At 68.7% G+C, this 26,390-nt stretch carries 25 protein-coding genes and 1 pseudogene; 9 read left to right on the top strand and 17 right to left on the bottom strand.

Features of this window, described 5'->3' with window-relative positions; translation table 11 throughout:
* Nucleotides 1-177 precede the first annotated feature (177 nt).
* From A5758_RS11205 to mmsB, 3 genes are read left to right on the top strand one after another with little or no spacing between them, the layout of a single operon-like run.
* Nucleotides 178-1,698 (top strand): CoA-acylating methylmalonate-semialdehyde dehydrogenase, encoded by a 1,521-nt coding sequence (locus A5758_RS11205; protein WP_067739816.1) that lies wholly within the window; start codon nucleotides 178-180, stop codon nucleotides 1,696-1,698.
* 6 nt (nucleotides 1,699-1,704) lie between these two features.
* Nucleotides 1,705-2,865, top strand: a complete 1,161-nt coding sequence (locus A5758_RS11200; protein ID WP_067739814.1) for an acyl-CoA dehydrogenase family protein — start codon at nucleotides 1,705-1,707, stop codon at nucleotides 2,863-2,865.
* A gap of 11 nt (nucleotides 2,866-2,876) precedes the next feature.
* Nucleotides 2,877-3,761, top strand: a complete 885-nt coding sequence (gene mmsB / locus A5758_RS11195) for a 3-hydroxyisobutyrate dehydrogenase (protein ID WP_067203521.1) — start codon at nucleotides 2,877-2,879, stop codon at nucleotides 3,759-3,761.
* A 98-nt stretch (nucleotides 3,762-3,859) separates the two neighbouring features.
* Here the strand turns inward: mmsB and A5758_RS11190 are convergent, their stop codons facing one another.
* From A5758_RS11190 to A5758_RS11170, 5 genes and pseudogenes are all read right to left on the bottom strand, one after another.
* Nucleotides 3,860-4,372, bottom strand: coding sequence for a MarR family transcriptional regulator (locus tag A5758_RS11190; RefSeq protein ID WP_066945783.1), 513 nt, complete (start codon nucleotides 4,370-4,372; stop codon nucleotides 3,860-3,862).
* Nucleotides 4,270-5,446 (bottom strand): annotated as a pseudogene (locus A5758_RS11185) (histidinol-phosphate transaminase). Before A5758_RS11185 ends, A5758_RS11190 begins: the two are co-directional and overlap by 103 nt.
* Nucleotides 5,446-6,465 carry a 3-oxoacyl-ACP synthase III family protein gene (locus tag A5758_RS11180; protein ID WP_067739810.1) on the bottom strand — a complete coding sequence of 340 codons (1,020 nt, stop codon included), beginning with the start codon at nucleotides 6,463-6,465 and terminating at the stop codon, nucleotides 5,446-5,448. Before A5758_RS11180 ends, A5758_RS11185 begins: the two are co-directional and overlap by 1 nt.
* A 4-nt stretch (nucleotides 6,466-6,469) precedes the next feature.
* Nucleotides 6,470-7,117 (bottom strand): hypothetical protein, encoded by a 648-nt coding sequence (locus tag A5758_RS11175; protein WP_067203524.1) that lies wholly within the window; start codon nucleotides 7,115-7,117, stop codon nucleotides 6,470-6,472.
* Complete coding sequence (locus A5758_RS11170) at nucleotides 7,098-8,840, bottom strand: thiamine pyrophosphate-binding protein (RefSeq protein WP_082939654.1); 1,743 nt, start codon at nucleotides 8,838-8,840, stop codon at nucleotides 7,098-7,100. Before A5758_RS11170 ends, A5758_RS11175 begins: the two co-directional genes overlap by 20 nt.
* Before the next feature lie 116 nt (nucleotides 8,841-8,956).
* On the opposite strand from A5758_RS11170, the gene A5758_RS11165 reads away from it, so the two are divergent.
* Both A5758_RS11165 and A5758_RS11160 read left to right on the top strand, forming a co-directional pair.
* The gene (locus A5758_RS11165) at nucleotides 8,957-9,652 is read left to right on the top strand and encodes an ABC transporter ATP-binding protein (RefSeq protein WP_067203529.1); all 696 of its coding nucleotides are present in this window, start codon (nucleotides 8,957-8,959) and stop codon (nucleotides 9,650-9,652) included.
* Nucleotides 9,653-9,741: 89 nt separating this feature from the next.
* Entirely contained in the window at nucleotides 9,742-12,141 is a 2,400-nt protein-coding gene (locus tag A5758_RS11160) for an FtsX-like permease family protein (protein WP_231987291.1), read from the top strand.
* Here A5758_RS11160 and A5758_RS11155 read toward each other — a convergent pair.
* From A5758_RS11155 to secY, 8 genes are all read right to left on the bottom strand, one after another.
* Nucleotides 12,128-12,754 carry a class I SAM-dependent methyltransferase gene (locus A5758_RS11155; RefSeq protein ID WP_067739805.1) on the bottom strand — a complete coding sequence of 209 codons (627 nt, stop codon included), beginning with the start codon at nucleotides 12,752-12,754 and terminating at the stop codon, nucleotides 12,128-12,130. The genes A5758_RS11160 and A5758_RS11155 overlap by 14 nt on opposite strands.
* A complete protein-coding gene (locus A5758_RS11150; protein ID WP_067740005.1) occupies nucleotides 12,741-13,316 on the bottom strand; it encodes a DUF4389 domain-containing protein in 576 nt (191 codons plus the stop codon). Before A5758_RS11150 ends, A5758_RS11155 begins: the two co-directional genes overlap by 14 nt.
* Before the next feature lie 17 nt (nucleotides 13,317-13,333).
* The gene (locus tag A5758_RS11145; RefSeq protein ID WP_067739803.1) at nucleotides 13,334-14,545 is read right to left on the bottom strand and encodes an NAD(P)/FAD-dependent oxidoreductase; all 1,212 of its coding nucleotides are present in this window, start codon (nucleotides 14,543-14,545) and stop codon (nucleotides 13,334-13,336) included.
* 15 nt (nucleotides 14,546-14,560) lie between these two features.
* Nucleotides 14,561-15,289 (bottom strand): anti-sigma factor, encoded by a 729-nt coding sequence (locus A5758_RS11140; protein WP_156622598.1) that lies wholly within the window; start codon nucleotides 15,287-15,289, stop codon nucleotides 14,561-14,563.
* Between the two features lie 41 nt (nucleotides 15,290-15,330).
* Complete coding sequence (locus A5758_RS11135) at nucleotides 15,331-15,876, bottom strand: sigma-70 family RNA polymerase sigma factor (RefSeq protein ID WP_082939258.1); 546 nt, start codon at nucleotides 15,874-15,876, stop codon at nucleotides 15,331-15,333.
* 162 nt (nucleotides 15,877-16,038) lie between these two features.
* Nucleotides 16,039-16,839, bottom strand: coding sequence for a type I methionyl aminopeptidase (map, locus tag A5758_RS11130; RefSeq protein ID WP_067203544.1), 801 nt, complete (start codon nucleotides 16,837-16,839; stop codon nucleotides 16,039-16,041).
* Nucleotides 16,840-16,841: 2 nt separating this feature from the next.
* Nucleotides 16,842-17,387 (bottom strand): adenylate kinase, encoded by a 546-nt coding sequence (locus tag A5758_RS11125; RefSeq protein ID WP_067203546.1) that lies wholly within the window; start codon nucleotides 17,385-17,387, stop codon nucleotides 16,842-16,844.
* A complete protein-coding gene (gene secY / locus A5758_RS11120) occupies nucleotides 17,384-18,709 on the bottom strand; it encodes a preprotein translocase subunit SecY (RefSeq protein WP_067203547.1) in 1,326 nt (441 codons plus the stop codon). The genes A5758_RS11125 and secY overlap by 4 nt, the downstream gene beginning before the upstream one ends.
* A 221-nt stretch (nucleotides 18,710-18,930) precedes the next feature.
* Between secY and A5758_RS11115 the strand changes: the two genes are divergently transcribed.
* Nucleotides 18,931-19,836 (top strand): class I SAM-dependent methyltransferase, encoded by a 906-nt coding sequence (locus A5758_RS11115; RefSeq protein WP_067739799.1) that lies wholly within the window; start codon nucleotides 18,931-18,933, stop codon nucleotides 19,834-19,836.
* 42 nt (nucleotides 19,837-19,878) lie between these two features.
* On the opposite strand, the gene A5758_RS11110 is transcribed toward A5758_RS11115, so the two are convergent.
* Together A5758_RS11110 and A5758_RS11105 are read right to left on the bottom strand one after the other, a co-directional pair.
* Nucleotides 19,879-20,544 carry a GNAT family N-acetyltransferase gene (locus A5758_RS11110; RefSeq protein WP_067203551.1) on the bottom strand — a complete coding sequence of 222 codons (666 nt, stop codon included), beginning with the start codon at nucleotides 20,542-20,544 and terminating at the stop codon, nucleotides 19,879-19,881.
* A gap of 9 nt (nucleotides 20,545-20,553) precedes the next feature.
* Nucleotides 20,554-21,915, bottom strand: coding sequence for an FGGY-family carbohydrate kinase (locus A5758_RS11105; RefSeq protein WP_067740003.1), 1,362 nt, complete (start codon nucleotides 21,913-21,915; stop codon nucleotides 20,554-20,556).
* Between the two features lie 30 nt (nucleotides 21,916-21,945).
* Between A5758_RS11105 and A5758_RS11100 the strand changes: the two genes are divergently transcribed.
* From A5758_RS11100 to A5758_RS11090, 3 genes are read left to right on the top strand one after another with little or no spacing between them, the layout of a single operon-like run.
* A complete protein-coding gene (locus tag A5758_RS11100) occupies nucleotides 21,946-22,926 on the top strand; it encodes an NAD(P)-dependent oxidoreductase (protein WP_066945826.1) in 981 nt (326 codons plus the stop codon).
* Nucleotides 22,923-23,585 carry an L-fuculose-phosphate aldolase gene (locus tag A5758_RS11095; RefSeq protein ID WP_156622590.1) on the top strand — a complete coding sequence of 221 codons (663 nt, stop codon included), beginning with the start codon at nucleotides 22,923-22,925 and terminating at the stop codon, nucleotides 23,583-23,585. The genes A5758_RS11100 and A5758_RS11095 overlap by 4 nt, the downstream gene beginning before the upstream one ends.
* Nucleotides 23,585-24,502 (top strand): MBL fold metallo-hydrolase, encoded by a 918-nt coding sequence (locus A5758_RS11090; protein WP_067739797.1) that lies wholly within the window; start codon nucleotides 23,585-23,587, stop codon nucleotides 24,500-24,502. Before A5758_RS11095 ends, A5758_RS11090 begins: the two co-directional genes overlap by 1 nt.
* On the opposite strand, the gene A5758_RS11085 is transcribed toward A5758_RS11090, so the two are convergent.
* Together A5758_RS11085 and A5758_RS11080 are read right to left on the bottom strand one after the other, a co-directional pair.
* A complete protein-coding gene (locus A5758_RS11085) occupies nucleotides 24,503-25,729 on the bottom strand; it encodes a cytochrome P450 (protein WP_067739794.1) in 1,227 nt (408 codons plus the stop codon).
* A complete protein-coding gene (locus A5758_RS11080; RefSeq protein WP_231987278.1) occupies nucleotides 25,729-26,304 on the bottom strand; it encodes a TetR/AcrR family transcriptional regulator in 576 nt (191 codons plus the stop codon). Before A5758_RS11080 ends, A5758_RS11085 begins: the two co-directional genes overlap by 1 nt.
* Nucleotides 26,305-26,390: the final 86 nt, after the last annotated feature.

The following is a 26,390-nucleotide window of genomic DNA, read 5'->3' as shown; positions in this document are numbered from 1 at the left end:
CTCGGGCCCCCAGCACTGACACGATCCGCAACCGCGCGCGGTTCACGAGGGCAGACGGGACTGGCCGCATCCGGGGTGGCTCCGCCCGCCTGAACCGCCGGCCTTGCGACGCCCGTCCGCGGTTACTAGGATATCCAAGTATATCCGCCTCTCACGTGCGTACAACTCGAGGACACCATGACCACACAGATCCCCCACTTCATCGATGGGCAGCGGACCGCCGGCCAGTCCACCCGCAGCGCCGACGTCTTCAACCCCAGCACCGGCGAGGTGCAGGCGCAGGTGCCGATGGCCGGCAAGGCCGACATCGATGCCGCGGTGGCCTCGGCCGTCGAGGCACAAAAGGGTTGGGCGGCGTGGAATCCGCAGCGGCGCGCGCGGGTGCTGATGCGATTCGTCGAGCTGGTCAACGACCACATGGACGAGCTCGCCGAGCTGCTGTCCCTCGAGCACGGCAAGACGGTGGCCGACGCGCGCGGCGACGTCCAGCGCGGCATCGAGGTCATCGAGTTCGCCATCGGCATCCCCCACCTGCTCAAGGGCGAGTACAGCGAAGGCGCCGGCCCGGGCATCGACGTTTACTCGCTGCGCCAGCCGCTGGGGGTGGTCGCCGGCATCACCCCGTTCAACTTCCCGGCCATGATCCCGCTGTGGAAGGCCGGGCCCGCCCTCGCATGCGGCAACGCCTTCGTGCTCAAGCCCAGCGAGCGCGACCCGTCGGTTCCGGTGCGACTGGCCGAACTGTTCTTGGAAGCGGGCCTGCCGCCCGGTGTGTTCCAGGTCGTGCACGGCGACAAGGAGGCCGTCGACGCCATCCTGCACCACCCCGACATCCAGGCGGTGGGTTTCGTCGGCAGCTCCGACATCGCCCAGTACATCTACGCGACGGCCGCTGCCACGGGCAAACGGTCGCAGTGCTTCGGCGGCGCCAAGAACCACATGATCGTGATGCCCGATGCCGACCTGGACCAGGCCGTCGACGCGCTGATCGGCGCCGGGTACGGCAGCGCGGGCGAACGGTGCATGGCGATCAGCGTCGCAGTGCCCGTCGGCGAGCGGACCGCGGAACGGTTGCGCGCCAGGCTCATTGACCGGATCAATAACCTGCGCGTCGGGCACAGCCTGGACCCCAAGGCCGACTACGGCCCGCTGGTCACCGAGGCCGCATTGGCGCGGGTGCGCGACTACATCGGCCAGGGCGTCGAGGCGGGCGCCGAATTGGTGATCGACGGCCGCGAGCGCGCCAGCGACGACCTGACGTTCGACGATGTCAGCCTCGAGGGCGGATTCTTCATCGGCCCAACGCTGTTCGACCACGTCACTTCCGACATGTCGATCTACACCGACGAGATCTTCGGGCCGGTGCTGTGCATCGTGCGCGCCCACGATTACGAAGAGGCGCTGCGGTTGCCTTCGGAGCACGAGTACGGCAACGGCGTGGCGGTCTTCACCCGCGACGGCGACGCCGCCCGCGACTTCATCTCCCGGGTGCAGGTGGGCATGGTCGGTGTGAACGTGCCGATCCCGGTTCCGGTGGCCTACCACACCTTTGGCGGTTGGAAGCGCTCCGGTTTCGGCGACCTCAACCAGCATGGCCCTTCGTCCATCATCTTCTACACCAAGACCAAGACGGTGACGTCTCGGTGGCCGTCCGGTATCAAGGATGGCGCCGAATTCGTCATCCCCACAATGGATTAGGGCTCGATGTTCACCCTCAACGACGACGAGCGGGTCATCACCGAGACGGCGGCCGCGTTCGCCGCCAAACGCCTCGCCCCGCACGCCCTGGAATGGGACGCCGCCAAACACTTTCCGACCGACGTGTTGCGCGAGTCGGCCGAGCTCGGCATGGCGGCGATCTACTGCCGCGAGGACGTCGGTGGCAGCGGCCTGCGCCGGCTCGACGGGGTCCGCATCTTCGAGCAGCTGGCCATCGCCGACCCGACGACCGCCGCGTTCCTGTCCATCCACAACATGTGCGCGTGGATGATCGACAAGTTCGGCACCGCCGAACAGCGCAAGGCGTGGGTGCCGCGGCTGGCCTCGATGGACGTCATCGCCAGTTACTGCCTCACCGAGCCGGGCGCCGGCTCGGACGCCAGCGCGTTGAGCACCCGGGCCGTCCGGGAGGGCGGCGACTACGTGCTCGACGGCGTCAAGCAGTTCATCTCCGGCGCCGGGGCCTCGGACGTCTACGTGGTGATGGCCAGGACCGGCGGCGAGGGCCCGCGCGGAATCTCGGCCTTCGTCATCGAAAAGGGCGCTCCCGGGCTCAGTTTCGGGGCGCTGGAAGAGAAGATGGGCTGGCATGCCCAGCCCACCGCACAGGTGATCCTGGAGGGCGTGCGGGTACCCGCCGAGGCCATGCTGGGCGGCGCGGAGGGCGAGGGCGCCGGATTCGGCATCGCGATGAACGGCCTCAACGGCGGCCGGCTCAACATCGCGGCGTGCTCGCTGGGCGGCGCACAGTCCGCCTTCGACAAGGCGGGCGCCTACGTCCGGGAACGGCAAGCGTTCGGCAAGGCACTGCTCGACGAGCCCACCATCCGGTTCACCCTGGCCGATATGGCCACCGGGCTGGAAACGTCGCGAATGATGTTGTGGCGGGCCGCGGATGCGTTGGACAACGACGACCCCGACAAGGTCGAGCTGTGCGCGATGGCCAAGCGCTACGTCACCGACACCTGCTTCGAGGTGGCCGACAAGGCCCTGCAGCTACACGGCGGCTACGGGTATCTGCGTGAGTATGGTCTGGAAAAGATCGTCCGCGATCTGCGGGTGCATCGAATCCTGGAAGGGACCAACGAAATCATGCGGGTGGTCATCGGCAGGGCCGCGGCCGCGCGCGTGCAGGCGAGCGCGTAGAAAGGTCGGCGATGACCGAGCACCTGACGGTGGCTTTCCTGGGTCTGGGCAATATGGGTGGACCGATGTCGGCGAATCTTGTTGCCGCCAAACATGCGGTGCGCGGGTTCGACCCCGTGCCCGCCGCCGTCGCGGCGGCGGCAGGCAACGGGGTCACGACGTTCGACAGCGCGGCCGACGCGGTGACCGGGGCCGACGTGGTGATTACCATGCTGCCCAACGGCGACCTGGTGAAGCGGTGCTACGCCGACGTGCTGCCGGCCGCCCGGTCGGGCGCACTGTTCATCGACAGCTCCACGATCTCGGTCAACGACGCCCGCGAGGTGCACGCGCTCGCCGAATCGCACGGGGTTGCGCAGCTGGACGCGCCCGTTTCCGGCGGCGTGAAGGGCGCCGTCGCCGGGACGCTGGCGTTCATGGTCGGCGGTGACGAGGCCGCCCTGGAGCGCGCCCGGCTCGTGCTGGAACCCATGGCGGGCAAGGTTATTCACTGCGGCGCAGCCGGGGCCGGCCAGGCGGCCAAGGTGTGCAACAACATGGTGCTGGCGGTGCAGCAGATCGCCGTCGGCGAGGCCTTCGTGCTGGCCGAAAAGCTCGGGCTTTCGGCGCAATCCCTCTTCGACGTCATCACCGGCGCGACCGGCAATTGCTGGGCCGTGCACACCAATTGCCCGGTGCCGGGACCGGTGCCGACATCGCCGGCCAACAACGACTTCAAGCCGGGTTTCGCGACCGCACTGATGAACAAGGACCTGGGCCTGGCCATGGACGCGGTGACCTCGACCGGGTCGGCCGCGCCGCTGGGCAGGCACGCCGCCGAGATCTACGCCAAATTCGCGGCCGACCACGCCGACAAGGACTTCAGCGCGGTGATCGAAATGCTGCGCGACGGCTAGATCGGGCGCAGCGGCGCGCCGAGCGTGTACTCACTGCGAAATAATGCGGGAAAAATCGCACTCAGTGCACGTTCGGCGAAGGATGGCCTTCTTCTCGTTCAATCCGCGAAGTCTCCCGCGTCTCGGCGGAGTGTTTCGATCGATGAAACCAGCGCCCGCGCTTCGGTTTCGGACATCCCGATATCGGCGAACACCTGCTCGTTGAGCGTCACCGTGGCGTCCTCGACCGTCGAGCGGCCCAGGTCGGTGATCTGCACCAGGGTGGTGCGCCCATCGGTGGGGTGCGGCACCCGCTGCACCAGCCCGTCGGCTTCCAGCCGGCGGATCGCATGCGTCACGCTGGTGACGTGGACCTGCAGCCGATCCGACGCCTTGGTGATGGGCAGCGCGCCGGTCCGGCTGAACGCCAGCAGGCGCAGCAACTCGTAGCGGGAGAAACTCAGGTCGTAGGGACGCAACGCCGTCTCGACGCGGGCCAGCAGGATCTGGTGCGCCCGCATCACCGATGTCACCGCGACCATGCCCTGCGCCACGTCGCTCCAACCGGAGCGCTCCCAGTTGTCGCGCGCCGCGGCGATCGGGTCACGCTTCGGCGGTCGTGAGGCGGCCACGCCCCTTCATACCGCACTTGGCGCGCGAGCGTGGCCTTTCCCCAGCGCCGACAGCACCGCCAGTGTCGAGGTGCGGTTGCCCACGGTGATCCGCGCACCACCGTCCGGGTAGCACCGCACCCGCAGCCGGTCGTCGGCGAAAACCTCATGCCACGGCACACCCCGCCCATCCTTCTTCGCGGGCAGATACATGAAGTTCGCGTGCGCGTTCGTCGTGTAGATCCCCAGCGCGCTGAGGCGCATCCGCAGATAACAGCGTTCGGCGTTGATCAACCGGACCCGGTGCAGCAGTTGGTCTTCCGCCGCGTAGGACGCGGCGACCGCGACCAGACTGGTGATCGGCGCGCCGAACGGCAGCTGATGGGACCACAGCGTGGCGGCCAGCTCCCGCGACGCCACGCCGTAACCGATTCGCAGCCCCGCCAGGCCGTAGGCCTTGGAGAAGGTCCGCACCACCACCACATTGGGGAAGCGGGTGACCAACGCCGCCACGGCGATGCGGTGCTCGGGCGCGGCGAACTCGATGTAGGCCTCGTCGAGGAGGACGACGGTGTCACGCGGCACGCGGCGCAGGAACGCCGAAACGGCGGCCGCGGATTCCATCGTTCCGGTGGGGTTGTGCGGCCGGCACAGGACGACCACCCGGGCATCGGCGGCGGCGCGGGCCAAACCGTCGAGGTCGTGGTGGCCATGCGCATCCAGGGGAACCGTCCGCGTCTTCAGCCGCGCCATCCGCGCGAGGATCGGGTAACCGTCGAAGGTGGGCGTCGCCATCGCCACCGTGTCACCCGCAGCGGTCAGCGCCTGTAGGGCCAGCAGCACGATGCCCGTCGCGCCGGCGCCCGGCACCACCCGGGAGGCGGGCACCCCGATGTGGTCGGCGATCACGCCGCGCAGCCGCTCGGGCAGGAACTCGGGGTAGCGGTTGACGGCGTGGACGGACCGCATCAACGCCGACCGCACCGCCGACAACGGCGGGAACGGATTCTCGTTGAGCGACAACGCAAACGGATCCACCGGGTCGGGCAGCGCGTCGCAGCCGTCGCCGGCCACCGGGCTCGGGGCGGGCTGCATCATCCTCGCCCGCCCCAGCGCACCGCCGCCGCACCGGCGAAGTCGCCGGCATGCGCGAAGGCGGCCATCATGACGACATCCCCGGCCTCGGCCTGCCCATCGGAGATCGCGCGATCCAGGTTGATCGGGATCCCGGCGCCGAACAGGTTGCCGCACTCGTCAAAGGTGTCTCGATGGCGTTCGGGCGGCAACTCGAGCGCCTCGCGCCAGTTGCGCAGGAAGATCCGGTTCGGCTGGTTGGTGACGAGCAGGTCGATATCCTTGGCGGGCAGGCCTATTCGGTCGCATACCGTCAGCGCCACCTCGGGGACCTGCCGGTTGCCGCGGGCCAGCACCTTGGTGATCTTGCTTTCGGTGAAGCCGATGCTGCCCTCGCCGGCCCCGGCCTGCCACCATTTGCGGGGCGGGTCGTAGGACAGCGTCATCTCGCCGGCGTATTCACCGTAGGTGCGGCACTCGACGTCGAGGATGGGTGATTGGTCGCTGAGCATGACCAGACCCACCGCCGCACCGTCCCCGGGCACCGCGGACTGTGCCTTGCGGCGGATGGTCGGCTGATCGAAGAACTGTCCGGCCGCGTTTTGGGCGATGGCGATCAGCGCGGTGTGCCCGTTACCGGAGGCCAGCAGTTTGCGAGCCACGTTGAGCGCCAACACGAACGCCGCGCAGCCGCCGTTGTTGAGGTCGAGCACCCAGGACGGTCGCATGCCCAGCCGGTGTGCGATGCCGCCGCCTTGCCCGTAGAAGGCCATGTCCGGCACCTGGGTGTGGGTGATGAGCACGTCGGCGCCCTCGACCACGTCGTGGCCGTGCCGCTCGATCAGGCCCTGCGCCGCGCGTTCGATCATGTCGATCGAACTCTCGTCAGGCCCGACGTGGTGGCGAAACTTCGGGGCGCGGAACATCACGTTCTCGCGCAGGTCGTCGGATTCGGCGAATTGCGCGTAGTAGTCGGCGCCGATGGGCTCGCCGGGCAGATAGGTGGAAACGTCGATCAGGCTGACGCTCGGTTGGCTCATGTTGCTACCTCATCCATTTCGGCGTCACCGGCAGGCCGTTGCGGTGCCGGTATTCGGCGATCGCCTTGAGGTTCTGCAGCTCCAGCGCGTGGCCGGCGCCGAACATGTCCCAGAAGTCGCCGACCCACACCGGCCGCTGCTCAGGTGCGGTCTCCGGGTACGGGTTGTGGTCATAGAACGGGTGGTGGCAGTTTGTCCACAGCACAACCGATCCCGGCTTGTCGAGGACCACCTGTGCGTCGACGACGCGCATCAGATAGATCATCCACAGGTGCTTGCCCTGATCCCACGCGCAGTGGTAGTCGACGGTTCGCGCCGCCGCGTTGGCGATGGTCCGGGTATAGATCTCGGTCTCCGAGCCGAGACGGTCGTAGGCCAGCCACAGGCCGGGTTCGTCGGTGGGCGTGAAACCGCGCAGGCTGTACGTCCACTCCTCGAGGCTGCGGGTGTCGGCCAGGTACTCGTACAACTCATCGGGCGGGCACGCAACGTAATCGTTGACCGTGCAGTACTCCCCGAAGACCTGATCGTGCGGGTAGACCGACCGCATCATCTCCATGATGATCGGGGTCGCCTTCTCCCGCGGGCTGGTTTCGATGCGGACCACCCCGTCGATGGGAGTGGGGATATCCTCAAGCGCTGGCAACGACATCGGACCGGTTCTCCTTCGCGGTCGAAAACTGTTCTGTGACAGCCGCACTGCCTGACAGCGCGGCGAGAAATGGAGCAAACGGCGGGATTTCGTCGGCGTCGCATTCGACGCTGACCACCGCCGGGCCCTCGATGTCCAGCGCCTCCCGAAGCGCCGCGGCAAGTTGGGCGGGGTCGCTGACATCGACCGATGTCAGCCCGGGAAACATCGCCGCCAGACCGGTTCCCAGCGCGCTGGGCCGGAAGCGGTTGTAGCTGTAGCGGTTCTCGTAGAACAGCTGCTCACGGGTCACGCACATCGCGTGGGCGCTGTTGTTGAACAACACGAACGTCACGGGAAGCCGGTACTGCACCGCGGTGTGCACTTCCAGCCCGTGCATGAAAAAGGCGCCGTCCCCGGCGATCACCACGGTGCGGCCGCCCGGCCGGCCGCCGTTCGCCCGCCCGAACGCCATGCCGATCCCGGCCCCGAAGCTGTAGCCCATGCCGCCCATCCCGAGCGCGGCGACGAACCTGCCGCCGCGCCGCGCCGGCAGGTAGTGAATCGCGGCCGCGCCGGTGTTGCCGGCGTCGACGACGATGTCGGCACCGTCGGGCAGGGCGCGGTCCAGCACCGCCATGGCGTCGCGGTACCGCACGCCCGGCCCGTCGCAGTCCCTGGGCGTCAGCTCGGTGCGCCGCACCAGATCGGGCACTCGCACGCCGTTCGGGCGTCCGTGACCGCGCAGCGCCTCGGTCAGCAGGCGCAACGAGCCACGCAGGTCGTCGGTGTGCACGTGCGTGCAGTGCAGATAGGGCCGCGCCGACCCGATGGATACCGTTCGCACCGCCGCCAGCGCGTCGTCCAGGCCGCCGCGCGCGGTTACCGTGAGCCGGGTGCCGACGATGAGGCACAGGGCGCTGGCGGCCAGCGTTTCGGCCACGCTCGGGTGGCCCATGACGCCGGTCACGCCGAGGGCCGACGACGATCCGAAACCCGGTGTGCCGGCGACGTCTTTGGCGTCGGGCACGGTGGCCACCCGCGCGCGCAGCAGCGCCCGCAGGTCCTCGAGTTCGGCCCGGGCGTCGTCGCGGGCCACCTGCTCGCCGGCGATGATCGTGACCTGACCGGTCGTCTGGCGCAGTTCCCGGGCGATGAGATGCGGGTTGCCGATCGACGCGCTGAAACCGAAGTGCTCGGGGCTGCCGTCGACGGCGATGAATTCCTGCTGAATGTCCTTGGGCAGCAACAACACCGCCGGGCCACCGGCGCGCGCAGCGCAGATCGCCCTGGGCAATGCCGACACGATGTCCGCCGGCGAAACCAGCCGCTCGCAAAACACCGACACCGCCGAGAACAGTGCCCGGGCATCCAGCGATCCATTGCGACCGCTGGTGTCCTGGAAGCTGCCCCGGCCGTCCATCGTGGTCGCGGGCTGGCCGACCAGGGCCAGCACCGGAACCCGGCTCGCGAACGACTCGCCCAGGCCGGCGACGAGGTTCAGCGCTCCCCCACCGGACGTCGCCGCCACCACGCCCAGTCCGGCGCCGCTGCGACTGTATCCGTCGGCCATGGTGGCCGCCGAGAATTCGTGCTTGGCCAGCACGGCGGTGACCTCAGGCCGGAAGTGCGCGGCGTCGTACAGATCCTCGATGTTGGCGCCGTCGACACCGAAGACGTGGTCCACCCCGAGCGACGCGAGGTGCCCGACGATGTGATCGACCACCCGGTGCTTGCCGAACATGTGCTGACGCTCCTGACGCCACAAAGGGCCGTGCATTCACCCGATGACACGAGCCCGGCACTTGATCGGTTCACCCCGCAGGTGAACCGCGTGCCGCCGGCCCTCGTGGTGTCTAGATGACCATCGAACTGCGCAACGTGGTGCGCGAGTATCGGGTCGGCGGTCAAACGGTCCGGGCGCTCGACGGGATCACCCTGTGCCTCGGGGGCGGTCAGTTCGTGTCGGTGGTCGGACCCTCCGGCGCGGGTAAGAGCACGCTGCTTCACCTCCTCGGCGCGCTGGACTCCCCCGATTCCGGCTCGATCACGTTCGATGGCGAGGAGATCGGCCGCCTGGGCGACCAGCAGCAGTCGGAGTTCCGCCATCACCGGGTGGGTTTCATCTTCCAATTCTTCAACCTGTTGCCGACCTTGTCGGCGTGGGAGAACGTCGCGGTACCCAAACTGCTCGACGGTGTCCGGCTGGGCAGGGCCAAACCTGATGCGATTCGGTTGCTGGACCGCGTCGGGCTCGGCAACCGGACCGAGCACCGGCCGGCGGAACTGTCCGGCGGCCAGATGCAGCGCGTCGCGGTGGCGCGCGCGTTGATGATGGACCCGCCGCTCATCCTCGCCGACGAGCCCACCGGCAACCTCGACTCCGCGACCGGCGCAGCGATCCTGGAGCTGCTCGCCGAGGTGGCACACGAAGACGGCCGCGGCCGGCTAGTGGTGATGGTGACCCACAATGCGGAGGCCGCCGCGGCGACCGATCGGGTGATCACGCTGCAGGACGGTCGGGTCGGTTCGGACCTACCGGCGGTCCCTGCGTGAAAATCACGGCGGCGGCCAGCCGACTGCGCGTGTTCAGCCTGCGTGAGCTCGCCGTGCATCGCCGTCGCACGCTCGCGTCGATCGCCGTAATGGCCGTTTCCGCAACGTATCTGGTCGCGATATTCGGCATCTTCGGCTCGATCACCGGATCGGTCAACCGACTGGCCGACGGGATCGCCGGCGTGGCCGCGCTCGAGGTATCGGGCATCACCGACGCGGGGTTCCCCGAAACGATACTGGCCGACGTCGCCGCGGTACCGGGCGTCGCCACCGCGGCGCCGATGATCCGAACCTCCGCGTCCACGGCGACGGGACCGGTGCTGCTGCTTGGCGCGGACGCGAGCACAGCCGCACTGGGCGGCGCACTGAAGGACGCGGTCGCACGACCGGTGCAGGCGCTGTCCTCGACGCCCAACGGCGTCCAGGTGGGGCCGCGGATGGGATATGCGAAAGGGCAGCCGCTGCAACTGGGCTCGGGTTCGGTCACGGTGAGCGAGGTGCTCTCGGACAAGCAGTTCGCGGACCTCAACGGCGGGCACTACGTCCTCGCCCCACTGGCGTTGGCGCAGAATGTCACCGACCGCCCCGGACAGCTCGACTCGATCCTCATCACCACCAGACCGGGCGCCGACGCGGACGCCGTCCGCGCCGCGGTCACCGCCGCGGTGCACGGCCGCGCCATCGTCGCCGCCCCGAGCCTGCGGGCGGCCCGGGCCGGCGACGGCGTCAAGCTGATGAACTACATGGCCCTGCTGGGCGCGGCGGTCGCGTTGGTGGTCGGCGCATTTCTGATCTACACCACGATGACCATGGCGATCACCCAGCGCCGGCCGGTCATCTCCATGCTGCGCGCGATCGGCGGCCGACGCGTCACCATCGTCGGCGACATGCTCGGGGAGGCGGCGGTCCTCGGGCTCCTCGGGGGCGCCATCGGCTCGGCCATCGGAATCCTGGCCGGCCGCACGGCAATTGGCCGACTCCCCCCGGCGATGACCCAGGGGCTCGAGGCCCGCGTCCAATATTGGCTGCCCGGATATGCCATCCCGCTGGCCCTCGCGGCCACGGCGCTCACCAGCGTGGTCGCGTCGGTGATGGCCGCACGCCAGGTGTACAAGGTCGCGCCCATCGAGGCGCTGGCGCCGGTCGGGGCGTCAGCGGCGGACGTCGTGCCCCGATGGCTGCGGGTCATTGCCGGGGTGGGCGCACTCGCGGTGTTCGCGGTGTCCATCTGGGTGGTCCTCGGCCAACACGGCACCTTCGCGTTCGCCGCGATGGCCGCGCTGCTGACCGCCGAGATCGCACTCGGCTTCGCGCTCACAACGCCCATCGTCAAAGCCACGGCCGCGGTGGCCCGCGTCTTCGGGCCGTTCGGGGCACTCGCGGCGGCCACCGTCGAACGCGCGCCGCGGCGAGTGTGGGCCACCGTGATGACCGTGCTCATCGGGGTGGTCACCACGGTGGTGATCACCGGCACCAACGCCGACATGATCCGCTCGGCCCGCGCCATGTTCGCTCCCGCCGCCGGCGTCGACGTGTGGGTGAGCGCGAACCCTCCCGACAGCTATCCCACCGACGCACTGCCGCAAGGCCTTTCGGAAAAGGTGGCCGCGGTGCCCGGGGTGGCGCGGGTGACCGAGGGCGCGTTCGGGTTCGCCGTCGTCGGCGGCACGCGCGTCCTGCTCGACGGCTTCTCCGGCGGAACCCACGATTCGCTGTTCCGCGCGCTCGACGAACGGGTGCGCGCCGACGTTCTGGCCGGTCGCGGCGTGGTGCTCACACAGAATCTGGGCGCCACTCTGCACGTCCGCGCCAGCGACCGGCTGCAGCTGCAGACGCCACACGGCCCGCGACAGACGACGGTGCTGGCCCTGGTGCCCTTCTTCTCGACCGTGATCGGAACGGTCGGAATCGATCTCGGGCAGATGCGGGCGTGGTTCGATCGCCCGGCGGCGACGACCCTGCAGATCACCGCGGCCCCGGGAGTGGACCCGCGGCGCCTGTTGACGGAGGTGCGCCGGGTGGTGCCCGCAGCCAACCACGTGTACGACGGCCGCGCGGCGCTGGCGGGGCTGGAAGCCCCGCTGCATCAGAGCATGTTCATCGCCAACGCCGTGTGGGTCATCGTCGTGGCCGTGGCCGCCGTCGCGCTGCTCAACACCCTGACGTTGTCGGTGCTGGAACGCCGCCGCGAGATCGGCGTGCTGCGGGCCATGGGGTCCAGCCGCCGGTTCACCCTGCGGACGGTCCTGGCCGAGGCGGCCGGAATCGGTTTCGTCGGCGGCTTTTTGGGGCTGCTGTTCGGCCTGACCGACCAGTGGCTGTTCAGCCTCATCAGCGGGGAGATCATGAATTTCCAGGTCGGCTTCCGCCTGAGCCCGATGTCCCTGGCCTTCACCGCAGGGGCGCTGGCGATCTGCCTGCTCGGCTCGCTCCCACCCGCCCGGCGGGCCGCGCGGCTGAACATCATCGAGGCCGTCAGCGTGGAGTGAGGATGGCGAACCCCTGCAAATGGGGTTTGCACGGGAAGGGCACCGGCGTGCGCGGAACGGTGCGCAGCGCAGTCGTGTCGAACCCGGCGGCGGCGATGGAATCCAGGGTTCGGCGGTTCGGCTCACAGCCCCCCGCAAACCACGACCACGGCTTGGCGACCAGGTCCTGGAGCCGGCCGGTCGCACCGACCCCGCGCACATGCTCGAGAACCACCAGCCTGCCCCCGGGTGTGAGCACACGCCGGATCTCGCCGAGCGTGGCGGCCACATCTTCGACCGAGCAGAGCACCAGCCCGATGTGCACCGAGTCGAAAGCGTTGTCCGGGAAGGGAATCGATTCGCCGGTTCCCTCGACGATGTCGACGGCGACGCCGCGGCGGCGGGCCAGCCGGGAAGCCATCCGCCGGAACGGCGCCGCCGGCTCCACGGCCGCGACCGATGTCACCGCGGCGGGCAGGAACCTCAAGTCGTTGCCCGGACCCAAGCCGAGCATCAGCAGCCGGCCCGTCGCGTTGCTGAGAGCCTCGCGGCGATAGCGGTGGTAGAAGAGCCGGTCGAAGACCGGCTGGCCGAATCTGTACACGTACGGAAAGAAGGGATTACGGCGCGTCACTGACACCCAAATCCATTCGGAACGGCGGGTATTCGTCACGCATCAGGGACACGTACACGGCCACCCGATAGCGCCATCGGACGATGCCCAGCAGAAGATCGAACATGGCCGCCGGGATGGTCCCGGTGCACAACAACGACACCGCGGCGATCACGCACAGCACCTGCAGGAGCGGCTCCATCGACCAGCAAAGCAGCACCTGAGGGATGGCCAACAGCCACTTCACCAGCACGGCCCAGTTCCTCAGCCGCTCCGGATAGTCGACCTGCAGATCACCGGGGTAGTCGGGCCGCGACGCGAGCGTGAAAGGCGGGTACCTGTCCGTGCTGTTCATCGGGAACCGGAAATTCATCACACGCCACGACCAGCGCAGCACGCCGACGTTGAAGTCGAAGATGGGCCGAGGATACCGCCCGGTGAACAGGATGGCGACGCCGGCCACGACGGTCGACAGCGGATATATCAGGTAGAGCCCGATCAAGATCGGGTAGTGCGGGAACGCCAGCACGCACCACTTCAACAGCCAGAGCCAGCGTGAGGGCGCATCGAATTCGCCTCGCACCCTGATGAATTCGTCGTTCATGGGCTGGATCGGCTGGTCGTCGCCGCCCCCAGTTCTCGGCTGATCTCCGCGGACATCCGCGGGTGACTCGTCCAGCGCAGAAACATCGTCAGTGCGCGGGCCTGCAGCCGGTCGGGGATCAGAGCGGCCGGGCGCAGCACGAACTCACCGTGCGAAACCGGCAGTGACGCCACCCTGGATACGGCCATCACCTTGTGCCGGCGGGTCTTCTCATACCAGCGCAGCGCGCTCTGCACGTCGCCTGTGGAGGCGCTGCCCTGAAGACCCGACAGCGCCTTGCACAGCACCATGGTGTCGAGCAGCGCCTGGTTGGTCCCCTGCGCCAGGGTGGGTGGCATCGTGTGGGCGGCGTCGCCGAGCAGCGTCACCGGGCCCCGGCCCGCCGGGGGTATCGGATGCCGGAAATGCGGATACGGCGAGTGCGCCAGATCATCGTCGGTCAGGGCCGCCAGCACCCGGTCGACGGCGTCCGACCATCCGGCGAAGTGGGACCGGATCGTTTCGATCGGGCGTTGCGGCCGCACGAAGTCGTAGGACCACGGCAGGTCGAACCACCACTGCACCTCGGAGCCCCCGGCCGGCCACAGGCCAAGGTTTCCGCGGTCGCCGATGACCATGAGTGCGGTGTCCTTCTCCGAGATCTCCGCCAGGGCGATGAGCCCCTGCCAGCTGCACCAGCCGGTGGGTTTCGCCTGCCTCCCGCCGACTCTGTCCCGGACCATCGAGTGCAGGCCATCGGCGCCGATCAACAGGTCGCCCTCGGCGCAGCTGCCATCGTCGAACCCGACCCGCACGGTGTCGCCCGTAGCGGCCAACGCGATCGCGCGGGCCCCGCATCGAATGCGGTCGGCCGGAAACCCGTCCAGCAACCGCTCCAGCAGGACCCGGCGCGGAACCATCCGGACTGGCGCGCCGAGCCGATCCGCCATCGCGGACACGTCGAGCGTGGCAAGCGGATGGCCCGTGGCCGTCACCGCCCGCACGGCCGACAGCAGCTGACCGGCCCGGTCCATGTCGACGCCCAGCTGCCGAAGCACCGTCTCGCCGTTGGACCAGATCGTCACCGCACCGCCGGCAGCCCGCACATCCGGTCGACGCTCGAAGACGGTGACGTCGTGCCCGTCCCGCGACAATCCGCGGGCAACGGCAATCCCGCCGACGCCGGCGCCCACCACCAGCGCCCGCAGTGGACGCCCGTGGCCAGACACCGTAGCTCCCGACCCCTAGAGCGAACGCTGCAACAGAACCTGGCCGCTATCGGCGGCCACCACCTGCACGGCCGCGATCTGGTCGACCGGCGTCGAGATGCTGCCCGCGGGCGTCGCGGTGTGGCCGGGTTCGGCCACCCAGGTCGCCAGCCGGGTCTGGCTGCCGTCGCGACCCACCACGACCATCGCCAGCGTGTCGTGGTGCGCGTTGAGCGGGGCCAGGCACACGCACCGCAGGTTGATGGAGGTTCCCCAGTGCTGGCTGGCCAGCTCGACCGTCGACGCCAGCAGGGTGGTGCCCACCTGCGCCATGGGCGCCGAGGACGCGGTCACCTGCTGCGACGGGGACGAGGAATACCCCTGCACCCCGACGAACACGCCGATCGCCAGCACCACCGCCGCGGCCGACGAGGCCACCCAGGTCACTATCCGCGTGCGGCGCCGGCGCCAGCTCACCTTGGCCAGCAACGACGCCAACAGCTCCGGCGACATCTCCGGTGTCGCCGACCATCCGGCGGCCGGGTTTGAGTCGTTGATCGCCGCCACCTCGTCCGGGCCGAGCTGCGAGAGCAGCGCCGGCACGCCGCTCAGGTCGGCGACGGCCCCCCGGCACGCCGGGCAGTGCGCCAGGTGCGCCTCGAATTCGCGTCGCTCCACGGCCGACAACGAGCCCAACACATATGCGGCATCCCACATCACGTACGGATCGTCCGGCGGGCCGATGCCCCGCAGCGGCGTCTTCATGTCATCCATTTCCTTCGCACCCTTCAAGCTTTCGGAGCCCCTCAGCGGGTAACTCCAAGTTCCTGCAGAGTGAGTCGCAACGCCCGCACGGCGTAGTGTAATCGCGACTTCACCGTTCCCTCCGCGATCCCGAGGTCTGCAGCAATCTGCGCGGTGGTCCATCCGCGGTAGTACGACCGGTCGATCACGGCCCGGTGTTCGGCGGAGAGCTGCGCCATCGCGTCGGCGATCAGCAGCTTGTCCAGCGCCGCGTTCACCTCGTCCGGCGTCGACCGTTCGGGTGCCCCCGCCTCGTCGGTCGAAGCGACGACGTTGCGGAACCGTGCGCTGCGCCGGTCGTCGATGATCATGTTGCGCGCGACGGTGAACAGCCAGGCCCGCGCCGAGCGCTCGGTATCCCCGACGACCTCCGGATGCTGCCAGGCCCGCAGCAACGTCTCCTGCACGACGTCCTCGGACTGGCTTGCATCCCCCGTGAGCCGGAGCGCGTAACGCCACAAAACCGCTGCGTGTTCGTCGTACAGCGCCTTCATCAGGGCGGCTTCGGCGGTCCCGGACGCCCTCCAATTCCCTGCAACACGGGCCACTCCATCACCTCCGACTACTGAAACGAGTCGAACGGCTGCTCGGTTCAATGGCCACGACCCGCTTCACCCGGCTCCGCCGCGCTCGCGATCGCGGCCGGTTCAATGGCCACGACCCGCTTCACCCGGCTCCGCCGCGCTCGCGATCACGGCCGGTTCAGCCGGCTAAGCCAGGGTCAGGATGCGCGGCCCGGCGTCGGTGACCGCGACGGTGTGCTCCCAGTGTGCCGCACGGGACCCGTCGGAGGTGGTGACGGTCCACGCGTCGTCGAGCACCACGGTCTTGCCCGTCCCGAGCGTCAGCATCGGTTCGATCGCCAGCACCGACCCGGGGGCCAGCAGCGGGCCGCGCCCGGGTGAGCCCTCGTTGGGCAGGAAGGGGTCCATGTGCATGTGCCGCCCGATGCCGTGGCCGCCGTAGCCCTCCACGATCCCGAACGCGCGCCCGTGCCGGTCGGCCGCCGCGCGCGTGCCCGTTTCGATGGCGTGCGAGACGTCGGTCAGCCGGTTGCCGGGGACCATCGCCGCGATGCCGGCTTCGAGCGATTCCCTGGTGGCGTCGCAGAGCGCCTGGTCGGCCGCGTCGAGGGTGCCGACGCCGAACGTGATCGCGGCGTCACCGTGCCAGCCGTCCAGGATCGCGCCACAGTCGATGGACACCAGGTCGCCGGGGGCCAAGATCTCGGCGGCCGACGGAATCCCATGCACCACCCGCTCGTTGACCGACGCGCAGATCGACGCGGGGTAACCGTGATAGCCGAGGAACGACGGTATCGCGCCCGCCTCCCGGATCACCGACTCGGCGATCTGGTCGAGGCCCAGCGTCGACACCCCGGGAACCGCGGCCGCCCGCACCGCCTGCAGCGCGGCCGCGACCACCGCCCCTGCCGCCGCCATCGCGTCCAGCTCACCGGCGGTGCGCTGCGGCACGACTTTGCGACTCCGCAGCCGCGCCAGCGCGCTCATGATTACTTGCCCAGCGCTTGCAGGGCGCGGGCGAACACTTCGTCCAAGGTGCCGATGGCGTCGACCGTCTTGAGTTCGTCGCGGTAGTACTCGAGCAGCGGCGCGGTCTCGTCGCGGTACACCTTCATCCGGTTCAGGATGATGTCGTCGGTGTCGTCGGCGCGGCCACGGGCTTTGAGCCGTTGCAGCAGCTCGTCCTCCGAGACGCGGAACTCCAGCACCGCGTCGATGTCGGTGCCGCGGCGTTCGAGCATTTCGTGCAGCGCCTTGGCCTGCTCCGTCGACCGCGGATACCCGTCCAGGACGAAGCCGGCGGCCGCGTCGGCATCGCTGAGGCGGTCGTCGACGAGCTGGTTGGTCAACTCCGAGGGCACCAGGTCGCCGGCGTCCAGATAGCGCTTCGCCTCCAGGCCGAGTTTGGTCCCGTTCTCGATGTTGCTGCGGAAGAGCTCACCGGTGGAGATGTGCGGGATCCCGAGCTTTTCGGAGAGCTTCTGGGCCTGCGTTCCCTTGCCCGCCCCCGGCGGGCCCAGCAAAACGACTCTCACTTCAGGAACCCTTCATAGTTGCGCTGCATCAGCTGGCTCTCGATCTGCTTGACCGTATCCAAGCCGACGCCAATCATGATCAAAACCGCGGTACCGCCGAACGGCAAATTCTGAACCGCTCCGCCATTGCCGATTTGCAGGAACACGTTGGGCAGCACCGAGATGGCGCCGAGGTAGATCGAGCCCGGCAGGGTAATCCGGCTCAGCACATAACGCAGGTAGTCGGCGGTGGGCTTGCCCGGCCGGATGCCCGGAATGAACCCGCCGAACTTCTTCATCTCGTCGGCACGTTCGTCGGGGTTGAACGTGATGGACACGTAGAAGTACGTGAAGAAAATGATCAGTCCGAAATAGATGCTGATGTAGATGGGATCGCTGGGATCGGACAGGTAACTGCCGACGAACTTGTCCCACCAGCTGTTGCCCACTCCACCGCTGCCGCTGCGGATCAGCTGCGTGATCAGGTGCGGAATGTAGATGAGCGACGACGCGAAGATGACGGGGATGACGCCGGCCTGGTTGACCTTGAGCGGCAGGTAGGTCGACGTTCCGCCGTACATGCGCCGGCCCACCATGCGCTTGGCGTATTGCACCGGGATGCGGCGCTGTCCCTGCTCGACGAACACCACGCCGACGATGATGACCAGGGCGGCCACGCAGACGGCGGCGAAGATCATCCCGCCACGGCTGTCCAGGATGGTCTTGCCCTCGGACGGGATGCGCGCCGCGATGCCGACGAAGATCAGCAACGACATGCCGTTGCCGATGCCCCGCTCGGTGATCAGCTCGCCCATCCACATGACCAGCGCCGCGCCGGCCGTCATCACCATCACGATGACGACCAGCGTGAAGATGCTCTGGTCGGCGATGATGTCCAGCGAGCAGCCCTGTAGCAACCCGCCGTTGGCCGCCAGCGCCACGATGCTGGTTGCCTGCAGGACCGCCAGCGCGATGGCCAGATAGCGGGTGTACTGCGTCATCTTGGCCTGGCCGGACTGGCCTTCCTTGCGCAGTTCCTCGAACCGCGGGATGACCACCGTGAGCAGCTGCACGATGATGCTGGCGGTGATGTAGGGCATCACCCCGACCGCGAACACCGTCAGCTTCAGCAGCGCACCACCGGAGAACAGGTTGATCAGCGAATAGATCTGTCCGGCCGCGCCGCCGCTGGCCTCCTTGATGCACTGCTGGACGTTCGGGAAATTGACGCCAGGGGACGGCAAAGCAGCGCCCAGCCGATAGAGAACGACGATTCCCAGCGTGAAGAGGATCTTCCGTCTCAGGTCGACTGTCCGCAGCGATGAGATGAAAGCCGAAAGCACTCTTCCTCCTGCGAGCCGGGGGTCTCCTGCATTACGCGCCCAACACCCGCAGGCCAGGACGTACGGCGTCGCGCGTCAAACCGTGTACGAGACTAACAGCTGGTCTGGGCAGCTCCGTCCAGGGCCGTCAACGACGACCCATAAAAAGCACAGGGAGCCGCAAGCCGTGGGGCGTAGAGTGCTCTTCGTTCGTTGCATTTGCTAAGTAAATGGGGAGCAGCATGACACGCACTGACCAAGACAGTTGGGACTTGGCCTCCAGTGTCGGCGCCACGGCCACGATGGTCGCCGCGGCCCGCGCGCTGGCCAGCGAGGGCACCGACCCGATCATCGACGACCCGTTCGCGGCGCCGCTGGTGCGAGCTGTCGGCCTGGAATTCTTCCGCCAACTGGTCGACGGTGAAGTCGCTCCCACGGATGCGGAGGACGGCGAACGGGATCTGCAGCTGGAAACGGATTCGATCGCGGTGCGCACGCGCTTCTTCGATGACTTCTTTCTCAACGCCGCCCGGGACGGGATCCGCCAGTCGGTGATCCTGGCCGCCGGCCTCGACGCTCGCGCGTACCGGCTGAGCTGGCCGCCCGGGAGCGTCGTCTACGAGGTGGATCAGCCCAAGGTCGTCGAGTTCAAGACCGCCGCCATGACCGATCTGGGCGCCTCCCCGACCGCCGAGCGGCGCACCGTGAGTGTCGATCTGCGCGACGATTGGCCGGAAGCGTTGCGGCGCAGCGGTTTCGACCCGGCGCAACCGACGTCGTGGAGCGCCGAGGGGCTGCTCATGTACCTGCCGCCCGAAGCCCAGGACCGGCTCTTCGACAACATCACCGAGCTCAGCGCGCCCGGGAGCAAGCTGGCCACCGAATTCCACGGCGACTCCGGCCGGACGATGAGCGAACGCGCGCGGCAGTTCAACGAGCGGTGGGCAAACCTGGGATGCGACATCGACCTGTCGGGGCTGTTCTTCGACGGGGAGCGCAGCAACGTCGTGGAGTACCTGACCGGCCGCGGTTGGCGGGTGAGCACCCGGGAGCGGCGCGAGTACTTCGCCGACTACGGCCTCGTCTTCCCGGACGACGAGATGTCCCAGCTGCGCAACATCGTCGCCGTCACGGCGACGTTGAGCTAGGCGCCCGCGAAAGCCCTACGCCGCCAGCGGCTTTGCCGTAGCTCAGGCGGGCCTGGCGGACGGCGCGCGCACCACCATCGGCACGGCGGGGAAGCACCAGGCCATCTCGGTGCGCGATTTGCGCAGGGCGGCCGTGCCGTAACCCTTCTTGCGGTGCTCCGGGTGGATCCAGATGCGCACGTTGACCTCGCCCCCGAGCAGCTCGCCGAACACCATCCCGACCTTCTCCCCGCAATCGACGGCCACGAACCACGCCGCCTCCTCGTCGTCGAGGCGCCCGAGCGCCGCGCCGATCTCGTCGTCGAGGTTGCCGGCCGGGCCGCCGGACCCGTCCCCGGCGGCACCCATGTCCTCGGTGCGGGCGGCGAAGATGTCGCGGTCGTTTTCCGCCGAGAAGGGCCGCAGCTCCAGGGTCTCGCCCAAGCTGGCCGGACGCTCGCCGAGGGTGAAGCTGAGCTGTTTGTTGAGGTCCTCGAGCTCGGACAGGATCTTGCGGCGCGAGTCGATGGTGAGCTGATCGAACGACATCCCCATCACCGCTTCGGCGGCCACGTGGGAGGTGTCGAGCAGTCGGACGATCGCCTCGACCGCGGCCGCCTTGTTCTCGGACTCCACCACGACGTCGGCGATTTCATGGCGCCGTTCAAGAGCTTTCAGCAGGGCATCGGCAATCTCGCGACGGGCGGCTTTGCGATCGTGGTCGGTCATTGCACCAGCCTAGAACGCCGCCGGAGGGAGCGCGCTACATCCCCGGTTTCCCAGCTCCAGGAACCGCTGGTAGCGGTCCTCGACCGCGGCGGCCCAGGCGGCATCGGGTTCGACGACCCGTTCGGTGGAGACCCAGCGGGCGGCGTCGGCGATCGAGGTTTCCAGGCCGGCCGCCATGCGCCCGAGGAAGGCCGCGCCCAGCGCCGCCCCCTCGGGCACCGCCGACACCTCCACCGGCCGCCCGGTGGCGTCGGCGATGGCCTGCATCCACGGTCCGACCCGGGTGCCGCCGCCCGTGGCGACGATCCGTGCCACCGGCGCCCCGCTCAGCTCGATGAGCTGACGGACCACGAAGCCCGACGCCTCGTAGGCGGCCCGGCGCAGCGCGGCCGCGTCGTGGGTGAGGTCCAGCGCGTCGAGCACGGCCCGGCGATCCGGGTCATGGAACGGGGTGCGCTCCCCGCGAATGTAGGGCGACCACACCGGCACCCGCCCGGGCTGCGCGGCGGCCGGGTCGCCGGATGCGACGACGCGGTCCACCCAGCCGAGGAACAGCCCGCCAGCATTGCTCGCCCCACCGATCTGGCTCTTGCCCGCAGCGGTATGGGGGATGGTCCACAGGCCCGGCACCTGCCGGGCCTCGGGGATGGTGGTCCACACGATCAAGGTGGTGCCGCACAGCACCAGCACGTCGCCGTCGCGGTCGGCGCCGGCAACGATCTGCTCGCACAACGCGTCGATCGCGCCGATTCCCAGCGCGGCGCCGCTGCCGTGCACCTGCCCCACGGCGGCCCCCATGCTCTCCACCCGCGGCATCTGCTCGGGCCGCGCGCCGCGCTCGGCGCACGCCTCGGGGTTCCAGCCCGTCCCGTCGAACAGCGGGTACGCGGTCGCGGCGGTGGCGAAGTCGATCACCGCCTCGCCCGCAAGGGCGTGGTTGGCCACCGCCGGCGCCGGCCAGTACCCGGCCGCGTCCGGCGCCTGCGCCGCCGTCCAGCGCAGGAACTCGGCGGCCTCGCCCAGGGCCGGCAGCGGCTGCACCGATTGTTCCGGTGTTCGGCCCCGTTCGTCGCCATACAACAGTCCCGGCGTCGTCGGCACGCCCGCGGCGTCGACGGCCGTCAGCGACGGCACCATCGCCGATACGGCCACCGCGCGGACGTTCGGCCCGGGGTTCAGCTGGTTCAGCGCCGCCACCGGCCCCCGCCGCCACGCCTCGCCGGCGTCGTGCTCGAGCCGGCCGGGCGCCGGCACCCGTAGCTGGTGCGGGATCCGCGCCCGCGCCGTCACCCGGCCGTCGGCGTCCGCGGCGACGGCTTTGACCGCGGTGCTGCCGACGTCGATGCCAATTGTGATGACTTCACGTGACACGGGCGTCACCGTACGCCAGCATTGGGGTTCGTGACGTCAAGACCGCGCGCGTTGGTGACGGCCCCGCTGCGGGGACCGGGCTTCGCCAAGCTGAAGCAGCTGGCCGACGTGGTGTACGACCCGTGGATCGAGCAGACCCCGCTGCGGATCTACAGTGCCGAACAACTGGCCGAACGCATCACCGCCGAGGCCGCCGATGTCGTTGTGGTGGAAAGCGACTCGGTCGGCGGGCCGGTGTTCGACTTGGGCCTGCGGGTGATCGCCTCGACCCGCGGCGACCCCAACAACGTCGACATCGCGGGGGCCACCGCGGCCGGGGTCCCGGTGCTGAACACCCCGGGCCGCAACGCCGACGCGGTCGCCGAGATGACGGTGGCGCTGCTGCTGGCCGTCACCCGCCAGCTCCTGCCCGCCGACGCGGATGTCCGCAGCGGCAACATCTTTCGCGATGGCAGCATCCCCTATCAGCGGTTCCGCGCCTGGGAGGTCGCCGGGCGCACCGCCGGTCTGGTGGGCCTCGGCGCCGTCGGCCGCGCCACCGCATGGCGGCTGTCCGGGCTGGGCCTGCGGGTCATCGCCCACGACCCCTACAACGACGACGCCCGGCACGGCCTGGACGAGCTGCTGGGCGAGGCCGACGTCGTCTCCCTGCACGCGCCCGTCACCGACGACACGGTCGGCATGATCGGGGCCCCGCAGTTCGCCGCCATGCGTGACGGCGTGGTCTTCCTCAACACCGCCCGCGCCCAGCTGCACGACACCGACGCGCTCGTCGACGCGCTGCGCGACGGCAAGGTGTCCGCCGCCGGCCTGGACCACTTCGTCGGCGAATGGCTGCCCACCGACCACCCGCTGGTCGGCATGCCCAATGTCGTGCTGACGCCTCACATCGGCGGCGCCACGTGGAACACTGAGGCTCGGCAGGCGCAGATGGTGGCCGACGACCTGGAAGCGCTGCTGGCCGGCGGGATGCCCGCCCACATCGTCAACCCGGAGGTGCTCGGCCCATGACGTCCGTGAAATCGGTGGCCCACCCCGAAACGGCGGTGCTCGACGCGGCCAAGGACATGCTGCGCCGGGGCCTGGTCGAGGGAACCGCGGGCAACATCTCCGCGCGGCGTTCCGACGGCAACATCGTCATCACCCCGTCGTCGGTCGACTACCGCGACATGCAGCTCGACGACCTCGTGCTCATAGACCCGGACGGCGCCGTGCTGCACGCCGCGGACGGCCGCTCGCCGTCCTCGGAGATGCAGCTGCACCTGGCCTGCTACCGCGCGTTCGACGACATCGGCAGCGTCATTCACAGCCACCCGGTGTGGGCGACCATGTTCGCCATTGCGCACCAATCGATTCCGGCGTGCATCGATGAGTTCGCGGTGTACTGCGGCGGGGACGTCCGCTGCACCGAGTACGCCGCCTCCGGCACCCCCGACGTCGGCGCCAACGCCGTCAAGGCGCTCGACGGCCGGGGCGCCGCGTTGATCGCCAACCACGGCCTGGTGGCCGTGGGGCCACGACCGGACAAGGTGCTGCACATCACCGCCCTGGTGGAGCGCACCGCCCAAATCGTTTGGGGCGCACGGGCACTCGGCGGCCCGGTGCCCATCCCCGAGGACGTCAACCGCAACTTCGCCGGCGTATACGGCTACCTGCGCGCGAACGCCTGATGCGCCCGGTCCGGTTCGGCCACGCGCGCGTGGCGCGGGTCCTCGAACTCCAATTCGACCTGACGACACGCCTTTTCGCGCAAACACCGCCGTCCGGCTGGCAAGACAACGCCGACCTGCTGGTGCCGGACTTCTTCGACCCATCCATCGATCAGTGGCACATCGCGATCCAAAGCTGGGTCATCGAGGTCGACGGGTTGACCGTCGTCGTGGACACCGGTGTCGGCAACGACCGCCAACGCCCGCACATGCCACCCCTGGACCACCTCAACACCGGATTCCTGGCCGCCCTGCGGTCCGCGGGCGTCGACCGCGCCGCCGTGGACGTGGTGGTCAACACCCACGTCCACTCCGACCATGTCGGGTGGAACACCATGCTGGACAACGATTCCTGGGTGCCGACGTTTCCCAACGCCCGATACGTGGTGCCGGCCGCCGACTACCAGCACTTCGCACCCGATGGGCCCGCGGCGAGGCGATCGCCGCGCAGCGAGGAGGAAGCGGCGCAGCAGCGCGGCGACCAGCTCGTGTTCGCGGACAGCGTCGCACCGATCGCGGCGGCGGGACAGCTCGTCCAATGGTCGGACGATTACCAGGTCAGCCCGTCGCTGCGGCTGCGGCCCGCCCCCGGGCACACGCCAGGCTCCTCGGTGCTGTGGCTGGATGCGGGTCAGCCGGCCGTCTTCGTCGGCGATCTCACGCACAGCCCGCTGCAACTCCGAAGACCCGCCGACCCCTGCGCCTTCGACCTCGACGCGCCGGCCGCCGCGGTGACCCGCCGCCGGATCTTCACCGAGGCAGTCCAGGCGAAGGCCGCCGTGATTCCCGCGCACTACCCTGGACGCGGTGGTGCGACGATCCTCGCCGCCGAGGACCGATTCGACGTCGACCGCTGGCTGGACATCGAATCCCTCTGACTAGCTAAAGCGGACCCGCAGCGATTCATACACCGTCATGTTGTTCGTCAGGTCGGGAAGCACCATGGTCGGCTCGCCGACCTCGATCAGGTCGGTGTTCAACAAGATCTCGTCCAGGGCGGCCCGGACTTCCGCTCGGGCCAGCATGGCCCCCAGGCAGTGATGGGCGCCGCCACCGCCAAACGACTGGTGCGGATTGGGATTACGGCGAATGTCAAACCTGTACGGATCCTCGAAGACGTCCTCGTCGCGATTGGCCGATCGCAACATCGTCACCACGCGCGCACCCGCCGGGATCAGAACGTCGCCGAGGTGGACGTCCTTGGTCGCTCCGCGTACCCAGAACATGATGGGCGTGGAGTAGCGGATCACCTCCTCGACCGCCGTGGCGCGCGCACCGGGGTCACAACGATAGATCGCCATCTGGTCGGGGTTGTCGACGAAAGCACGAATCCCGTCGCACAACGCGTTTCGTGTCGTATCGGCACCCGCCAGCCCGAGGATGAAGAAGAAGATCTCCAACTCGTTGGAGGGCAGCAGGAAGCGCTTTCCGGATTCTTCCGTGACTTCCGTGGTGCACAGCGCACTCCAGATGTCGTCCACGGGATGTTCGCGTTTGTGCGCCGTCAGCGAGCTTGCGTATTCGAACAGCTCCACGAAGGGCAACAGATCGTCCCCCTCGGGGAGGGACATCTGCGCACCAGCGGTCTTCAGAACTCGATCGATCAAACCGAAAACATGCGGGCGGTCGGATTCGGGGATCCCCACGATGTCGCCGATCACCGATATGGGCAATCCGGCGGCCAGGTCGACGAACTCGCCACCTCCGGACTCCCGCAGTGCCCCGGCCATCTCTTTGGCCCGACTGCGAATTCCGTCTTCCAACTTGGCGACCGCGCGCGGAGTGAAGGCACGCGTGATGAGCCGGCGGCGGACGGTGTGATCCGGCGGGTCCAGACTCACGATCGCCGGGTAAGCGTCGAACAGTGCTACGTCCTGGATCAGCGGTCCGCGTGTCGCGGTGAACGTCTCGTAGTCGCGATGCACCCGTGCCACGTCGGCGTGCTTGGTACACACCCAGAATTCGCGGCCGACGGCCGATCTCACCTCCTCGGTGAGCCGCTGATGAAACACCGGCGTATGGGCGCGCAGTTCGGCGAACAGATCGTCGGGAAAGCGCGATGACCAGATCGCCGGCTCGGCGAGGTCGATCGTCGTGTCGCTCATCATGCACCACCCCCGATTTCGCTTCGCAGACCGCCCAATATCAACCGCAACCCGTACGCAAACGCTTCGTCACTTGGACCGTGTGCCCCGGCACCGGCGTGACGGATTTGCTCGAGCTGCACTGCCCCCAACAGGTGGACATAGAGCGTGGCGTGTGCCGCATCGAAATGTTCCGCGTTCAAACCGGATTCGTGCAGGATTCCGCGAGAGGCGCGGTCCATCTCGGTGGCTGCCGCCGTGTGCGGATGTTCCAGCAGCAGGACGGTGATCCCGGGCACCTCGACCAGCTCCTTCCACGCATTCGTGTAGAGCGCGATCAACCGTGACTCCCAGTCGCCCTCCTGCGGCACCTCGATCTGGGCGAGCACGGATTCGATGAGCAGATCGAGCAATTCGCGCTTGTCACGGACGTGGTAGTACACCGACGAGGCGGCCGTGCCCGCCTCAGCGGCCAGCTCGCGCATCGTGACCCGGTTGACGCCGACACGCTTGGCCAATTGCAACAGGTGCTTGGTCAAGTGCGCCCGGTCGAGCGCTCCGTGCCGCAACACCGGCGCACCTGATGAAATCTGCACGCATTCTCCCATCCGGGCCTTTCGAACAATGTTCTGATTAGAACAACGTTCGACGCGCTCGTCAACGGTGGCGAAGGGATTCGGGG

The sequence above is a fragment of the Mycobacterium sp. 852014-50255_SCH5639931 genome, from assembly GCF_001665605.1.
In the GTDB taxonomy this organism is placed as follows: Bacteria; Actinomycetota; Actinomycetes; order Mycobacteriales; family Mycobacteriaceae; genus Mycobacterium; species Mycobacterium paraffinicum.
The sequence above is the reverse complement of the archived record's forward strand: the minus strand, read 5'-3'. Positions and strand labels throughout refer to the sequence as shown.

Coding starts and splice junctions, on each gene's coding strand:
- A5758_RS11095 (WP_156622590.1), top strand. CDS start 22,923: ATGACGTCCGTGAAATCGGTGGCCCACCCCGAAACGGCGGTGCTCGAC.
- A5758_RS11205 (WP_067739816.1), top strand. CDS start 178: ATGACCACACAGATCCCCCACTTCATCGATGGGCAGCGGACCGCCGGC.
- A5758_RS11175 (WP_067203524.1), bottom strand. CDS start 7,117: ATGTCGTTGCCAGCGCTTGAGGATATCCCCACTCCCATCGACGGGGTG.
- A5758_RS11085 (WP_067739794.1), bottom strand. CDS start 25,729: ATGAGCGACACGACGATCGACCTCGCCGAGCCGGCGATCTGGTCATCG.
- map (WP_067203544.1), bottom strand. CDS start 16,839: ATGAGCGCGCTGGCGCGGCTGCGGAGTCGCAAAGTCGTGCCGCAGCGC.
- A5758_RS11160 (WP_231987291.1), top strand. CDS start 9,742: ATGGCCGTTTCCGCAACGTATCTGGTCGCGATATTCGGCATCTTCGGC.
- A5758_RS11170 (WP_082939654.1), bottom strand. CDS start 8,840: ATGTTCGGCAAGCACCGGGTGGTCGATCACATCGTCGGGCACCTCGCG.
- A5758_RS11090 (WP_067739797.1), top strand. CDS start 23,585: ATGCGCCCGGTCCGGTTCGGCCACGCGCGCGTGGCGCGGGTCCTCGAA.
- A5758_RS11200 (WP_067739814.1), top strand. CDS start 1,705: ATGTTCACCCTCAACGACGACGAGCGGGTCATCACCGAGACGGCGGCC.
- A5758_RS11180 (WP_067739810.1), bottom strand. CDS start 6,465: ATGAGCCAACCGAGCGTCAGCCTGATCGACGTTTCCACCTATCTGCCC.
- A5758_RS11165 (WP_067203529.1), top strand. CDS start 8,957: ATGACCATCGAACTGCGCAACGTGGTGCGCGAGTATCGGGTCGGCGGT.
- mmsB (WP_067203521.1), top strand. CDS start 2,877: ATGACCGAGCACCTGACGGTGGCTTTCCTGGGTCTGGGCAATATGGGT.
- A5758_RS11115 (WP_067739799.1), top strand. CDS start 18,931: ATGACACGCACTGACCAAGACAGTTGGGACTTGGCCTCCAGTGTCGGC.
- A5758_RS11140 (WP_156622598.1), bottom strand. CDS start 15,289: ATGAAGACGCCGCTGCGGGGCATCGGCCCGCCGGACGATCCGTACGTG.
- A5758_RS11110 (WP_067203551.1), bottom strand. CDS start 20,544: ATGACCGACCACGATCGCAAAGCCGCCCGTCGCGAGATTGCCGATGCC.